Raw genomic sequence first — 15,058 nt, forward strand, 5'->3', positions numbered from 1 at the left:
GATACCCTACTTATTTTTAACGTAATACGGAAATTTGAATTTGTCCCTGATTCGATAACTCAGTTTCTGCAACATCTACGGCAGAGGATAAGGGCGTTAACATCATGTAATGTGCTGATGCTGGTACTTTTAAAACACCTTGAATTGATGCATGTTGTAACATAGTAGAAGGATAAGATTTACTCTTAAATCCACTTACCCCTTCTAAAATACAGCCCTTATCATCTAAAAAAACAGCTAAAGGCCAATAATATAGAGGTTTCTCATTACTAGCAGCGAACGACATAAGTTTTAAATGTTGGACTGAGGGATCAAGCTTAATCAACTCATACTCAAATTTTTCTTTCAAAGGTTTTCTTGGCCATACATTTACTTCTTTATTTATACTAAGTATCTTAATTGTTTTGTTATAACCCTTGATAAAACATTGATCTTGTTCAAAAGCGGCCATTAATTCTTTCGAAGATAACCGCATATACGTTGGCGCTAATACAACTGTAGACTCTTTATCTTGAGTATGGCGATTAAAAAGCTGATCTAAAGTTGATCGGCTGACACCTTTCTTCCGCTCTACTGATTCTGTTCTTCCTAAGCCATCTGGCACGAGATAAAAACGTTTTTTCCCTTCAAGATTAAATTCCTGATCTTCAAGATATTCATTATTTACATATTCCACACCATCAATGGTAGTAAATTTAGACTTATCTTGTGTAGAAGTTGGTGCTGGGGAAGCTTGCGAAGTGCTTTTTGTCGGTGGTGGAATTAAAAGCAAATCTTTTTGCCATTCATTGTTAGAGGGCGTTTGAAGTTTTACATTTTCAATAGGCGTTTTTAATTCACGATCATTTGTTGAAGCAGACTGAGTATTCTGGGCTTTTTGCTGTGCAGTTGGTGCAGTTGGTGCAGTTGGTGCAGTTGGTGCAGTTGGTGCAGTTGGTGCAGTATTTAATTTCTTTTCTGCTTGTTGTTCTAATTTTTTTGGCAAATCTTTAATTTGCTCTTTTTCTTTATAATTTTTTTGAGCAGGAAGAATTACCGTTTTATCTTGTGGATTTTGAGGTTTTATTTCTATTTGAGGGATAGACTGTTTTTTCTGATCAACTCTTTTACTCGGCACAATCATAGGACGACCATCAGGACCAATAATCGTATAAAAACCGTCTGCATAAGATGTAGAAACATTTGCTATTGCAATACATAAAATTGAAATAGCAAATTTAGGTCGAAACATCCATTTATACTGTTTTACCATTTTGTTCTGTAACTCAAACCAAGCACTGTAATTTTCGTATTTGTTTTTACATCTAAACCAGCATAAGGGTTTAATAAAATATTATCGACCCCACATTTATTCGATAAAGTACTCGTACATGCTGGAATATTATCTCGACTGCGTAAGAAACCAACTGAAAGGTCTAAATCAGTATCTGTATCAAAACGATACCCTAATCCTAAACCAAACAATTGCGCATTGTTAATTGGAACCATCGTATTACGTTTGTCATCAGGAATAGCACTAGCCCGGGGTTCATAACCTGCTCGTAATTTCAAACGATCCGTTGCCGAATACTCTAAGCCGATTCCCCAACTCCATGGCGAGGTAAACTTTAATGGCAATGCTAAAGAGTTATCGGTCACATCATTAGATAATAGTTTTGCAACTTTAAGTAGTGAAATCTGACGATCAAACTCAAATTTAAATTTATCCCATGCTGAATAATCAGTCCATCCAACATCAAAGTTTACTTGTAAATCTGGCAAAATTTTATATTTAATACCTGCCTGAAAATGTGCTGGATATTCTAAATCCATCGCGACTAAACCCGATTCAATATCAGGTACATATCCAGGTAAACCAAGAATTCGAGCTAGAATTTGTCCAGTCGCAGATGAGTTCAGCCCGCGTACCAATTCTTGAGGCGCTTTGGCATTATCAATCATGTATTTGCCTTTCATACGCATCTTGGCTGAACTTTGGTAGACCATACCGAAGCCAAAATCATCAGTCGGCTCCCACAACAAGCCTAAGTTATAACTTGGGCTTAAAGACTGCTCCATGGAAACTTGTAAGGCTCCCATTTTATTGAATGGGTTCATACCTTCCTGAGCATTACACATTCCGAATAATAATAGATCAGTAATCATGTCATTATTATTCTTAAATGGCGCACAAACTACTTCATCAACCATACGTAAAACACCAATCATCTCATTTGGAAAACGAAGATCAGTTTTTAATGCTAGGGCGTTATATGACATACCAATTGAAGCACCAATTGATAAATGGTCATTAACTTGGAAACCAAAAGATGGAGACAAATAAGTAATACGCTCTACAGCAACTTGTTGCCCCATATAGTTACCAGCATTACCATTTTCTGCGCCAAAACCTGCTACCAATGGTGCATATACTGCTGTTGCATATGTGACTTTCGAACCTGGAGGTTTATAGGCAATTCCTGCTGTAGGAGCAACGAGTGGATAACCAGCTCCTAAATCAACCATTTTTTTAAGAATAGGCACATATAAGCTGGCGTATTCGACATCTCCATGAACTGAGTCTTTAAAATCTGTACAAATATTCGCAGTAACTTCTGGACCATCATTACAAACAAGGGGATCATCTGAATAACCAAAAACGTTATACCCAGGCGGTGCTGAAAATTCTCGCTGGATATCAAAATTAGCTAGAATACCCTGTACATCAGTTTGCAGTCCATCAATCTTAGCTAATGCTGCTGGGTTAAAATGAACCGCACTAATCCCTGGTGGGTCTGCGGTTACAGCATTCCCCATTGATAGTGAACGAATATCAACAGCTAGGTTTTGTCCTAATTGAGCATTGGCAAAGCTAGAAATACCAGAGATCACAATTGCCGCCGTTAGAGGACATAATTTAGGATATTTCACCTGCATATCTCCTTATTTTTGTTTTTTATTAAAACCTAAAATATCTAACGGGAACGATAAACCAAGTGAGACATCTGGTGCATCCTCGGTTAAGCCAAAGCCAACTGTACCATTAACAATCGTGTCAGGTGAAACACGCACACCTAAGGCAAAAGCCATCATTGCACTACTTTGGTCTGGAGATTTATAAGATTCTCCATTTGCAAATTGGAACTCAGAATTTAGGTTAAAGCTTTGTTGATATGACATTGTTAATGACACATCATAGTTAAATGAATAAGCAAAACCGAAAGAGAAACCGCCACTAATTCCAGGGTCAAAAGATTCTAGAATACGGTTACCACGTACCTGATTTAAACCAGATTCTTTAAAACCATAATTGGCAGAAGCAGAGGCAAATAAAACAACTGGATCGATATATTTACGAGTACTCGCGCCTATACCTGCAGAGTAATACCCTTTACCAGTTGAAAGCTCATTTTGACCAACTTCGTAAGGACTATCACCAGTTTTACTAGATAAGCTACCAAATAGGACTAAAGGTAAACGTCCTTGTTTAAGAGGGAAAGGTTCCCAGCGCGCACCTAAAGAAATATCACCTAATCCTGCAGTGGTAGAATCGCTATTAATATCAGATTTAGCAACTAGAGGTACTGTTGCTGAAAGTGTTAAATTATCTAAAACACCATATTGGCCTGTAAAACTGTTAGTCAAAGTATGTTGAGCATCTTCCCTGATACTTAATCGACTAATACTAGAGTTATCATCTGCTAATGCTAAATCCAAAATACTGTCGCGGTAATAGGTATAATCAAGATCATAATATGTAGAAATTTCCCCTCTTTTAATTAACGAATATTGTCGTTCATTCGAGGTAAATACTTCTTGTAAGTTTGTTTCTTGACTCGCATCGCCTTCTTTTTTCTGCAAAGCGGTGGCAGCTTGATTAGCTCCAGTATTTGCTGTTACAGGATCACTAGTTACCACGTCTGTAGATAGAGTTACACTTCCATCTTGAACTGAATCTGTTGCTGGCGCTATTTCTGATGCCGTATTTGTTTCAGAAACCACAGTAGTATTTTGAACTTCCGTTTGTGCAACTTGGTCCTTTGCATAGATTGTTCCTGTAATGGCACTCATACTTAAAGCCAATACACTCATCTTCATCCATCGATTATTCATATTCCTTCCACCCAATTTATTTATTTTACTAAATTAAAAATTCATTACTTACGTTTGTAATAAAGACGCATAAAAGTTTCTATCGGCTGATTATGATTTGAAGAATGGCTGTCATTATCCAAAACCCGTCGCATTGTTGAGGCTTTATTTGCTAAACGGTCATAATTAAATGTTGGATATTGCACATCAACAAAGGCATAGCGGTTAACAGTTGCATCTTCCACATGACGCATATCTGCATCTTTTAATGCTAATAAGTCTTTACGCTGCGATTCAGGAACAGAAATAACAAATAAAGTATTATTATCCCAAATTTCTTTAAATCGATTTTCATCAAAACTGATATTCCCTAAAGCAGGATCAGCAACATAGACTCTGCCATCTTTATAAGCTTTATATACGACAAAATGTTTAAACCCAGCATATGAAATGGGAACAATTGCAGGCTGACCTAATTTAACTAAATCAGGAAACTCTCCCCGGTAACCACCACTATCTAAACCAATAGCAGTTACAAAACGTTTCATATCAAGTAATGAGAAGCTACGGCGTTCGATAATACGTTGATATTCGCCATACTGTAGTAACCCACTCATTGTTTGCTGTTCAGTCAAACTGGTACCAACATACCCATTTAACAAAGTGGTAAGTGCAGCCGAACCACAGCTATAGTCATATGCTTGTCGAACAATACCGCGAAATTGATCTTCTATCGCAGGTTTAATCGTAACGGGTTCAATATGATTTCGGTGAAAAGATAAATTACGTGAATCGGCCGTCTCTGTATAATAAACAGTTCCCGGTGGCTTTTTTTCTATTTCGAAGGCTTCTGTCGCAAAGTAATACATCAATGCTGAGCCTAAAACAATCTCTAACATAAGCACTTGGTCTAAATGGTGGCCTAACTGGCCTTATTCATTTTATTCTTAGAGCAATAGCTCTACATCCCTGTGTCTCGAAGATACCTTTTTTTTTTGTAAAAAACAGCTTTTTTTTAATCTTTTTGATGAACGTATAGTTCTACTCTAATTAAACTGTTAATTAGCTCTCATTCTTAACTAGCCGCCGTTTTAATCTATTTAATATATATATAGTAATTTCATTAATTCTTAAGAGAAATTTAATTAAAACTTCAATTAAAAAAGCGCGTATTAAACGCGCTTTTTATTTTCAAATTTTTAAATTAGTGACCAGAAATTGTAATTGTAGAAGTACCAACATTAATACCTTGGATTTCAACATCACCTATTGAAGCAGCAGTATTAGAACCTAAGTGAATACCCTGTGCATATACATTCATGCCTTGAGTACTGTTATTTTGAATCTTCAACCCTGTTGGTACAACAGAAATGTCTGCATTCACATCTAGGTTACCAGTTGTATTTCCTGCACCACGTACCATTACTTTGTCTAGGACAATTTTACCACCACCCGCAGCATCATTGATGCCTAGGTTAGATAGTGTCAAACCACCTTGTAAGCTGGAATTTACCTTGATCATTGCACCCTGTGGGGTAGCACCTAATTGAACATTAGCTGAAATTGCGCCTAAAGATAAATCTAAACCAGAAAGAATTTCAGTCGGCGCTGCTTCTGTAATACCACGTACAGCTGTTGTTTCATTTAAAGTACCAGAACTACCAACACCGATAGAGCCAACTTTTACATTAACTGCCCCTACATTTGCAGCAACGTTTAAAAACGCTCCATTTGTAGCAGATGCACCAACGCTATCAATTTTAAGATCTAATAGATTCTTTGTGGTATCTACCTGCGTAAGAGTTATAGCCTTACCATTAGTTGCAGTTGTACCTGTGATTGTAATAGCACCCGCAGTTGCTGCTGCACCGGCAATACCTGTAGTTGGGTCTAAACCATCGTTATCGTGAATATATAATTTGTCGATAGAGATACCGCCAGCACCTAAAGCGATACCGATGTTAATACCATCTTGACCTGTAGCAGCGCTTAGTGCAGCATCATCCATTGACTGCATTGCCATTGCATTTGCACTGATAGCTAAAGAAGAAACTAAAGCAAGTTTAGTGAACATTTTCATTGAGCACTCTCCCAAGAGCATTTATTTTTTGACTTTAACCACTCTCATTGTCTCAAGTTGCATTTTTCTTTATATAGCAACCGAAACTTCCAATCCTTGAGTAGTTTTGCTTAGCAATTACTAAATTACATCTACGTTACTTTTTGTTCAACTAGTGTTGTGCATTTTTTGCCAACTACCCGACAAACGGTACGCTCAATTTATTTCGCTTTTAATGTCTAATGCCAACGCTAATCCCACTCTAAAATTCGACTATTTTATCAACGAAAAGTACCTCTCTTCTAAGTCTTCTCCCTGATGATCCGCAAGTTGTAGTAAACTAATATTTCCCTCATTAACTATTCTGTTATTTAAAATGTCTCAGTTAAAGAAAAAAATCTCATTACATGGTAAAATTACTGCCGAGATTTTAAAAAATTTACAAGGATTAACTGGGCTCATTTATTTAAATGACAATAATAATCCTATTATTGGTTTTCTCCCGCAACAATACATTCTTATTCAGAATGAAAAGAATATAGCATTTCAACGTCAAAAATTTAATCAATATAAAAAAATATTAAAATCGAATCAATTATTAGACTTCATTCAACTAAAAAAAAATAAATTAAAAGAAATTAAAAATACTAAATCAATAACAAGTTTTAATGGCGGCTATATCGGTTTTATTAGTTATGATTTTGCTGCACATCAATTTATTAATGCTCAGACTCATATGCAGCCATCTTTATTCTTAGGTCAATATCGTTCTTTTTTAAAATATATAGATAATGTTTGGTATTTTTTTAGTGATGAAGAAAATGCATTAGACCTATTTAAATATATTGAAAAGAAGTTAGAGATTCCTAATTCAAATAAATCTAAAAATATATTTGAATTAAAAACTGCTATTCAGCCAAGATGGTCTAAAGAACAATATCTTGAGGCTTTTAACAAAGTACAAGAATACATTAAAGCTGGAGATTGTTATCAAATTAATTTAACCCAAGAATTTAAAGCTGATTTCAATGGTTCCTTATTAAATAAAGCTGAAGATTTATGGAACCTTACTAATGCCCCATATGCAGGTTACTTAAAATTAGATCAATTTGAGTTATTAAGTTGTTCCCCTGAGCTCTTCATAGAATTCAATCAAAATAAACAAATTAAGACCCGACCTATTAAGGGAACCATGCCTCGATATGAAGATATCGAAAAAGATTTTATTTCAAAACAAACTTTAAAAAACTCGCAAAAAGATCAGGCCGAGAATGTCATGATTGTTGATTTATTACGTAATGATTTGAGCATTTATGCCAATACAGGGTCCGTAAAAACAACGCAATTATTCGAGATTGAAAGTTTTAATCAAGTTCATCATATGGTCAGTGAAATTGTTGCCACGCTTAAAGATGATATTAATCCAATGCAAATGTTGCTCTCTGCTTTACCGGGGGGATCAATTACAGGAGCCCCAAAAATTCGGGCGATGCAAATTATTGAAGAGCTAGAAGAAGAAGCAAGAGGTGCTTATTGCGGGACATTAGGTTATTTCAATTTTGATGGAACGGGTCGCTGGAATATTCTTATCCGTAGCTTTCAACAATATCAAAATAAGCTCTCTTTGTGGGCTGGTGGTGGTATTACAATTGCCTCAAATGTAGAAGCAGAATATCAAGAAAGCCTTGATAAAATTTCTGCCATGCTGAACTTGATGAACAGCACAGCAGACTAAAACTTAAAGAATATCTTGTTTTAACGTTTGCACTAAACGCATATTCTGCTCATCAGTACCCACTGTAATACGCAAAAATTGATTAATACGAGGCTTATTGAAATAACGCACAATAATACCTTGTTCACGTAATTGCTGTGCAAGTTTGCCTGCATCATGGACTGAGTGTGAAGCAAAAATAAAGTTCGCTTTAGAAGGTAAAACTTTAAAGCCCAAAACAGTTAAGTCATCTACTAGCTTTTCACGACTAGAAATAACTTTTTGACAGTGTTCTTCAAAATAAGCCTGATCTTCAAAAGAAGCTACCGCGGCTGCAATTGCAAAACGGTCAATAGGATATGAGTTAAAACTATTTTTGACAGCTTCAAGCGCTGCGATTAAATGTGACTGAGCGATTGCAAAACCAACGCGCAAACCAGCTAATGAACGAGATTTTGAGGTTGTTTGACAAACAACTAGATTCTCATAGCGATTTACCAGACCAACTGCGGATTCTGCTCCAAAATCAACATAAGCCTCATCGATCACTACCACCCGATCTGGATTTGCTTTTAAGATTTGCTCGATATCTGGCAAACCCATTGCAATACTGGTTGGTGCATTAGGGTTTGTAATAACAATCCCACCATTTGGTTGTATATAGTCCTTAGCTTCTATCTCGAAATTCTCATTGAGTGGAATTTCTTTAGTTTTTGTTCCAAAGAACTGACTATAAACTGGATAAAAACTATAAGTGATATCTGGATAAAGAATCGGTTCATCTTGAAGAAAAAATGCTTTAAAAATATGAGCAAGTACTTCATCTGAGCCATTACCAACGAAAACTTGAGACACCTCAATATTCTGTTGTTTAGCAATTGCTTGCTTTAAAGCTGTTGCATCTGGATCTGGATATAAACGCAAGGCATCAGCTTGCTGAGTTAAAACTGCTTGAACTGCGTCAACTACTTTGGGAGATGGCGGATATGGATTTTCATTCGTATTGAGTTTCAATAAATTCTGAATTTTAGGCTGCTCACCCGGAACATAAGGCTCTAATTCACGAACTTCTGGACTCCAAAAGCGCATTTGTGCTGTAGATAAAGTCATGGTCTTATCTCAAAAAAGGGCTGAAAATCAGCCCTGAGTAATAATTAAAAAACTACAAGGTTTATAAGCTTATTGATAACGATAGCGAGCTGAGCGTGCATGGGCATCTAAGTTCTCTTGGACAGCTAATATATCGGCTGTTTTAGCTAACGTTTTAACCCCATCTTTCGAACACATAATCAAGCTCGAACGTTTTTGGAAATCATAAACGCCTAACGGAGAAGAAAAACGAGCAGTTCCAGATGTCGGCAATACATGGTTTGGACCCGCACAATAGTCACCGATTGCTTCAGGTGTATAACGTCCCATGAAAATTGCTCCAGCATGACGAATCTCTTCACTCATTGCTTCGGCGTCATCTAGGCACAGTTCCAAATGCTCTGGTGCAACCTGATTAATTAACTCAATTGCTTCTGCGCGGTCTTTAACTAATACCAAAGCACCACGGTTTTCAATTGAAGTTCGAGCGATATCTGCCTTTGGCAATTCATTTAAATGCTTTTCAATTGCCAACTCGACTGCATTAAGTAAGGCTTCATCTGGAGTGATAAAAATAGCTTGAGCCACAGTGTCATGTTCAGCTTGTGATAAAACATCCATAGCCAACCAATCTGCATTATTCTCACCTTCTGCATATACTAAAATTTCAGAAGGTCCAGCAATCATATCAATGCCGACTTGACCAAATACAGCACGTTTAGCGGCTGCTACAAAACGATTCCCCGGACCAGTAATTTTATCTACAGGTGGAATTGTCTGAGTACCATAAGCCAAAGCTGCTACAGCCTGCGCCCCACCAATGGTAAATACTCGGTTAACTCCCGCAAGATAAGCTGCGGCAAGAACCAATGGATTTAATTCACCATTCGGTGCTGGAACAACCATGATAATTTCAGGTACACCCGCAACATGAGCAGGTACAGCATTCATTAGAACTGAAGATGGATAAGAAGCTAAACCACCTGGCACATAAATACCAACACGGTCTAAAGGCGTAACTTTTTGCCCTAATGTATTGCCCAAGTCATCTATATAAGTCCAGCTATCTTGTTTCTGAGCTTCATGAAATGTACGAATACGCTTTGCTGCCAATTCTAAAGCATCACGAATTTCTGGGCTTAAATTATCAAAAGCGGTTTTAAGTTGTTCTTGAGATAATTCTAAATCTGAAAATTGATGCGCTGGATGTCGATCGAACTGTTGAGTAAGCTTTAAAACATGATCATCACCATGCTGACGAACATCAGCAATAATTTGATCTACTGTTTGCACTAAATTAAGATCATTCACGGTTTCAAATGCCAATAGCTCAGCAAAAACCTGTTTGAAGTTTTGATCTTGAGTCGATAAACGTCGCATCAATTTACCCACAAGGCGAAAAAGAAAAAGTAAGTTTACCCTTTTTCTATGCGCTTGTGGGCATCATCTAGCTTAACTATCGCAAAAGCATGATGGGAAATTGCTTTTAACGCGATTGAACAGCTTGCTCAAGCTGTGAAATGATTGGATTTAACAAAGTTTGTTTACGTTTAAAACTGGCTTTATTTACAATTAATCGAGAAGAAACTTTGCAAATCTCTTCTAATGGCTCAAGACCATTTGCTCTTAAAGTATTACCAGTATCGACCACATCCACAATGTAATCACCTAAACCAACCAAAGGTGCTAACTCCATAGAACCATAGAGTTTAATAACATCAACCTGCTCACCTAAGCTTGCATAATATTGACGTGTAAGATTGACATATTTCGTGGCAATTTTTAAACGACCCTTTGGATGCTCCATACCTACTTTACCAGCAGTCATTAATTTACATTTAGCAATCTGCAGGTCAAGCAACTCATATACATGCTGAGCACCATGCTCCATCAACACATCTTTACCCGCTACACCTATATCTGCTGCACCATTTTCTACATAGGTTGGTACATCAGATGCACGTAAAATTAAAATACGTACTTGCTTATGTGTAGTTGGGAAAATTAGTTTACGAGACTTTTCCGGATCTTCGAGTAAATTAATACCCGCTGTAGCCAATAAAGGTAACGTCTCTTTTAAAATACGCCCTTTACTCAATGCCAAGGTCAAACCATGATCAAAATTACCCATCACATCAAAATTAGGATCATCGTTTCTTACATCATTCATTAACTTACTCGCTTAATTTGGGCACCTAAACCTTGAAGCTTCTCTTCGACATGTTCATAACCACGGTCAATATGATAGATACGATCAATTAACGTATCTCCCTCTGCAACTAAAGCAGCTAGAACCAAAGAGAATGAAGCACGTAAATCTGTTGCCATAACAGGTGCTGCCTGTAAGGTTTCAACTCCGGTTACGACAGCATCGTGACCTTCCACCTGAATATTAGCGCCCATTCGTGACAATTCAGGAACATGCATAAAACGATTTTCAAAGATCGTTTCAGAGATTGTCGCGAATCCACGGCCAATCACATTTACTGCCATCAATTGGGCTTGCATATCAGTTGGGAATTCTGGATGTGGCAAAGTTCTAAAACTTACAGCTTTAGGACGTTTACCCATCATATCAAGTTCAATCCAGTCATCACCACGAGTGACTTCAGCACCCATTTCTTCAAACTTATCCAAAACAGACTCAAGCAATGCAGGGTCAGTATGTGTAGTTTTGACACGACCACCCGTAATTGCAGCTGCTGCTAAATATGAACCTGTTTCAATACGATCAGCAACAACAGCATATTCACAGCCATGCAAACTTTCTACGCCTGTTACAACAAGAGTATCTGTATCAAGACCTTCAATCTTGGCGCCCATTTTAATTAACATTTGAGCAAGGTCAGTGATTTCAGGTTCACGAGCTGCATTACGAATAGTCGTAACGCCATCTGCTAATGCCGCTGCCATTAAGATGTTTTCGGTACCACCGACAGTCACCATATCAAAAACAACTTCGCCACCTTTTAAGCGACCGTCAACTGAAGCATGGACATAACCATTTTCGACTTCAATATGCGCACCCAAAGCTTCTAAAGCTTTTAAATGTTGGTCCACAGGTCTTGAACCAATCGCACAACCACCAGGTAAAGAAACTTTAGCATTACCATAACGTGCTAATAATGGTCCTAAAACCAAAATTGAGGCACGCATTGTTTTTACCAGCTCATAAGGTGCAAACTGATTGTCTAAAGTAGAGGTATCTGCTTTTACTGTGTCATTTTCATAGCCAATTGTTACCCCTAATCCACCAATTAGCTTTACCAAAGTATTAACATCTTTAAGATTTGGAACATTGGTTATTGTAATTGGAGAATCTGCAAGAATAGTTGCAGCAAGTAATGGCAAAGCAGCATTTTTAGCACCAGAAATGCGCACTTCGCCCTCGAGCTTAACACCACCCGTAATTAAAAATTTATCCATTAATATTTAAGCTCCGAAAAGGCTTGCTTTACGCCATTCATCTTTGGTCATTGCACGAATTGTTACCGCGTGAACTTCCCCACTTGCAATATAAGTATTTAATGGTGCATAAACTAATTGTTGACGAGCCACTGTACGCTTACCTTCAAATTGATCATCCACAATACGGAGGTCAAATTTTCCAGCCTGTCCGCTCACCGCTACTTCCGCTACAGGGAAAGCTTCTTTTAAAATTTGAGTGAGCTGTTCACTATTCATTGCAAAGACCTCTGACACAACCTAAGGGGTAAAACGGAGTATTTTACTATAACTTTTTCCAAGAATTCAGTACGTGTTTATATTTTATCAATAAAAAAGAGGCTATCTTTCAAGCCTCTCTTAAATTAACAAAACTTATTAAACAGAAACAGTAACTTGCGAATAAGTACATTGCATTTTTCGATATCTTAATAATTGTCTTTTTAATTTTTCTGTCAATTTTTTAATTGAAGTATACATATCATCAGCGGTTGCCTGAGCAAACAACTCAATCCCCGGCAATCTTACAATAGCCTCTGCAACATGATTTGAACTGCCCTTATGAGAGCGCTTATCAATTTGATGATCTTTTGTTAATTTAATCTGCATACTATTCACCTGGTCTAGGTGTTTCGTCAATTGATTAAACTTTGATTTAATATTTTCTTCTATAGCTGGTGTAATTGCTAAATGATGTCCACGAATCGTTATTTGCATAATTCTATCCCTCACCTTTTTTAGGTTATTTAAAGAAGAACTAAAACGATTTAATGCTATCAAAAAATATTAGGACAATTAAACCATTTTAGCGGCTCCTCTTGGTGAAATTAAAATTTCATTATTTCGTCATAATGAATCTCTAGAATAGCCATACTTCAAAATTCAGATCAAGACTTTTCTTTCAGACGATGAAGGAATATGTAACGATTCACGATATTTTGCGACAGTCCTTCTTGCTACCTCAATCCCCTCATCTTTCAATAATGTAGCAATTACATTATCTGACAAAGGCTTACGCGGGTTTTCACTTGCTACGAGTTTTTTAATCATTGCACGAATTGCAGTGGAAGAAGCCTCTCCTCCAGCAGTTGTGCCTACATGGCTAGAGAAAAAATATTTCAACTCAAAAAGGCCACGTGGAGTAAGCATATACTTATTTGTTGTTACACGAGAAACTGTAGATTCATGCAATTCTACTTCTTCAGCAACATCTCGAAGAACCAATGGTTTCATTGCTTCTGCACCGATCTCCAAAAAAGCTTTCTGATGCTCCACGATACAAGATGCTACTTTTAATAGTGTTTTATGTCTTTCATCAATGCTTTTGATAAAGTTTTTCGCCTCAAGCATTTGATTACGCAAATATAAATTATCTTCACTCTGATCTGCTCTACGAATCATACTAGAGTAAAAAGAATTAATTCTTAATTTAGGTAATACATCTGGGTTTAGTTGAACCTGCCAATGTAAATCTTTTTTAGAAACTACTACATCTGGGATTTGATAATCTGATTCTTGTTTATCAAAATCCATACCTGGATAGGGTTTCAATGTTTTTAAGAGATTGATTGCAAACTTTAATTGGTCTTTTGTTAAACCCGTTTGTTTGAGTAATTTATTTAAATCATTTGCTATCAAAAGCTCATAATATTGCAATAAGCTTTTTGCTTCGTTTAAATATTCAACATCTTTTGGTAGAAATTCAAGTTGTATTTTTAAACATTCCGCTAAATTACGTGAACCGATTCCTAGTGGATCAAGTCGTTGAATATGCTTTAAGACAACTAGAACCTCATCTTCTTCAATGTCTTCTTCGATATCCATCTCATTTAATAATTGTTGAGCTGCTAAAACTATTTCTTCTATTTCCGCATCTAAGAAACCTTTATCATCTAATGCATCAACAATACAGTAAGCAATTAATTGATCTATTTTAGAAAAGTGCAAAAGATTAACTTGTTCTAAAATATGTTCCTTTAGAGATAATTGAACTTGACGATTATCCTCTCTCTCTTCAAATTCTGGAGTAGCCAATGCTGTTGATTGATGAGTATAAATATCATCCCAATCAGTATCGACTGGTAAATCATCTGGCAAATGGTTTGCATTTAATTCAGTTGTTAAATCATCTGAGTCTTTGCTTTCTAATACAGATAGGCTTTCTGTTATTGATTCTTCTTCTATTTTTTCAAGTAAAGGATTACTATCTAGTTGAATTTGAATTTCTTGTTCAAGCTCTAAGCTAGAAAGCTGTAACAAACGAATCGCCTGCTGCAATTGAGGTGTTAACGATAAAGAATTCGCAACTTTCAACCCAACAGATAATTTCATATTTTAGATTCCATTAAACAAGCAAAAATCATGCCTACTTAATATTTATAACATATAGTTTCTATTTATCATATATATTGGTGTGAAATTTCCAGAAGAAAAAGTGGATCTTTTAATGAAAATTTTGCCGGATAGCTAATTAATATGTCGGTTTAGAAGCCCATTTCTAACTTTGAATAGGTTCGAAGTTTCCTTCATATAAAAAAAGGACTCATATAGAGTCCTTTTTTATGGTCTTACCGCATCTAAATTAAACAATCAATTCAATTCATGCATAAGGAAACACCCCGGTTTCTTTCGAGACCGGGGTGTTAGAATAATGAGCTGGCGATGACTTACTCTCACATGGG

13 protein-coding genes are annotated in these 15,058 nt (G+C 36.6%); 1 reads left to right on the forward strand and 12 read right to left on the reverse strand.

The genetic code is table 11. The annotated features are described in order from the left end of the window. Positions 1 to 16: 16 nt before the first annotated feature. The 5 genes from filE to filA form a co-directional block, all read right to left on the reverse strand. The gene (gene filE, locus AC1PJP_RS00290; RefSeq protein ID WP_479766342.1) at positions 17 to 1,252 is read right to left on the reverse strand and encodes a putative pilus assembly protein FilE; all 1,236 of its coding nucleotides are present in this window, start codon (positions 1,250 to 1,252) and stop codon (positions 17 to 19) included. Beyond that, positions 1,246 to 2,910, reverse strand: coding sequence for a putative pilus system OmpP1/FadL family transporter FilD (filD, locus tag AC1PJP_RS00295; RefSeq protein ID WP_005302851.1), 1,665 nt, complete (start codon positions 2,908 to 2,910; stop codon positions 1,246 to 1,248). Before filD ends, filE begins: the two co-directional genes overlap by 7 nt. 12 nt (positions 2,911 to 2,922) lie before the next feature. Next, entirely contained in the window at positions 2,923 to 4,092 is a 1,170-nt protein-coding gene (gene filC / locus AC1PJP_RS00300; protein ID WP_479766343.1) for a putative pilus system protein FilC, read from the reverse strand. A 44-nt stretch (positions 4,093 to 4,136) separates the two neighbouring features. Continuing rightward, entirely contained in the window at positions 4,137 to 4,970 is an 834-nt protein-coding gene (filB, locus tag AC1PJP_RS00305) for a putative pilus system C39 family peptidase FilB (protein WP_005302848.1), read from the reverse strand. A gap of 305 nt (positions 4,971 to 5,275) precedes the next feature. Then, complete coding sequence (gene filA / locus AC1PJP_RS00310; RefSeq protein ID WP_005302845.1) at positions 5,276 to 6,151, reverse strand: putative pilus system protein FilA; 876 nt, start codon at positions 6,149 to 6,151, stop codon at positions 5,276 to 5,278. A gap of 355 nt (positions 6,152 to 6,506) precedes the next feature. Between filA and AC1PJP_RS00315 the strand changes: the two genes are divergently transcribed. Then, positions 6,507 to 7,865, forward strand: coding sequence for a chorismate-binding protein (locus tag AC1PJP_RS00315; RefSeq protein WP_479766344.1), 1,359 nt, complete (start codon positions 6,507 to 6,509; stop codon positions 7,863 to 7,865). A 3-nt stretch (positions 7,866 to 7,868) separates the two neighbouring features. Here AC1PJP_RS00315 and hisC read toward each other — a convergent pair whose 3' ends face one another. The 7 genes from hisC to AC1PJP_RS00350 form a co-directional block, all read right to left on the reverse strand. After that, positions 7,869 to 8,954, reverse strand: a complete 1,086-nt coding sequence (gene hisC, locus AC1PJP_RS00320) for a histidinol-phosphate transaminase (RefSeq protein WP_479766345.1) — start codon at positions 8,952 to 8,954, stop codon at positions 7,869 to 7,871. Between the two features lie 69 nt (positions 8,955 to 9,023). Beyond that, positions 9,024 to 10,313: a histidinol dehydrogenase gene (gene hisD, locus AC1PJP_RS00325; RefSeq protein ID WP_107881951.1), complete on the reverse strand. Its 1,290-nt coding sequence runs from the start codon at positions 10,311 to 10,313 to the stop codon at positions 9,024 to 9,026. A 106-nt stretch (positions 10,314 to 10,419) separates the two neighbouring features. Further along, positions 10,420 to 11,103 carry an ATP phosphoribosyltransferase gene (gene hisG / locus AC1PJP_RS00330; RefSeq protein WP_003655841.1) on the reverse strand — a complete coding sequence of 228 codons (684 nt, stop codon included), beginning with the start codon at positions 11,101 to 11,103 and terminating at the stop codon, positions 10,420 to 10,422. After that, on the reverse strand, positions 11,103 to 12,359 hold the full coding sequence (murA, locus tag AC1PJP_RS00335) for a UDP-N-acetylglucosamine 1-carboxyvinyltransferase (RefSeq protein WP_049838343.1): 1,257 nt from the start codon (positions 12,357 to 12,359) through the stop codon (positions 11,103 to 11,105). The genes hisG and murA overlap by 1 nt, the downstream gene beginning before the upstream one ends. 6 nt (positions 12,360 to 12,365) lie before the next feature. Continuing rightward, positions 12,366 to 12,617, reverse strand: coding sequence for a BolA family iron metabolism protein IbaG (ibaG, locus tag AC1PJP_RS00340; RefSeq protein ID WP_004794487.1), 252 nt, complete (start codon positions 12,615 to 12,617; stop codon positions 12,366 to 12,368). 138 nt (positions 12,618 to 12,755) lie between these two features. Continuing rightward, the gene (hpf, locus tag AC1PJP_RS00345) at positions 12,756 to 13,094 is read right to left on the reverse strand and encodes a ribosome hibernation-promoting factor, HPF/YfiA family (RefSeq protein ID WP_004641296.1); all 339 of its coding nucleotides are present in this window, start codon (positions 13,092 to 13,094) and stop codon (positions 12,756 to 12,758) included. A 165-nt stretch (positions 13,095 to 13,259) separates the two neighbouring features. Then, positions 13,260 to 14,708: an RNA polymerase factor sigma-54 gene (locus AC1PJP_RS00350; protein WP_151989502.1), complete on the reverse strand. Its 1,449-nt coding sequence runs from the start codon at positions 14,706 to 14,708 to the stop codon at positions 13,260 to 13,262. Positions 14,709 to 15,058 lie beyond the last annotated feature (350 nt).

This window comes from Acinetobacter sp. V116_7 (assembly GCF_056735735.1).

Bases quoted from the DNA above. Each gene is read 5' to 3' on its own strand.
- filE (WP_479766342.1), bottom strand. From the start codon at position 1,252: ATGGTAAAACAGTATAAATGGATGTTTCGACCTAAATTTGCTATTTCA.
- filC (WP_479766343.1), bottom strand. From the start codon at position 4,092: ATGAATAATCGATGGATGAAGATGAGTGTATTGGCTTTAAGTATGAGT.
- filB (WP_005302848.1), bottom strand. From the start codon at position 4,970: ATGTTAGAGATTGTTTTAGGCTCAGCATTGATGTATTACTTTGCGACA.
- filA (WP_005302845.1), bottom strand. From the start codon at position 6,151: ATGAAAATGTTCACTAAACTTGCTTTAGTTTCTTCTTTAGCTATCAGT.
- AC1PJP_RS00315 (WP_479766344.1), top strand. From the start codon at position 6,507: ATGTCTCAGTTAAAGAAAAAAATCTCATTACATGGTAAAATTACTGCC.
- hisC (WP_479766345.1), bottom strand. From the start codon at position 8,954: ATGACTTTATCTACAGCACAAATGCGCTTTTGGAGTCCAGAAGTTCGT.
- hisD (WP_107881951.1), bottom strand. From the start codon at position 10,313: ATGCGACGTTTATCGACTCAAGATCAAAACTTCAAACAGGTTTTTGCT.
- hisG (WP_003655841.1), bottom strand. From the start codon at position 11,103: ATGAATGATGTAAGAAACGATGATCCTAATTTTGATGTGATGGGTAAT.
- murA (WP_049838343.1), bottom strand. From the start codon at position 12,359: ATGGATAAATTTTTAATTACGGGTGGTGTTAAGCTCGAGGGCGAAGTG.
- ibaG (WP_004794487.1), bottom strand. From the start codon at position 12,617: ATGAATAGTGAACAGCTCACTCAAATTTTAAAAGAAGCTTTCCCTGTA.
- hpf (WP_004641296.1), bottom strand. From the start codon at position 13,094: ATGCAAATAACGATTCGTGGACATCATTTAGCAATTACACCAGCTATA.
- AC1PJP_RS00350 (WP_151989502.1), bottom strand. From the start codon at position 14,708: ATGAAATTATCTGTTGGGTTGAAAGTTGCGAATTCTTTATCGTTAACA.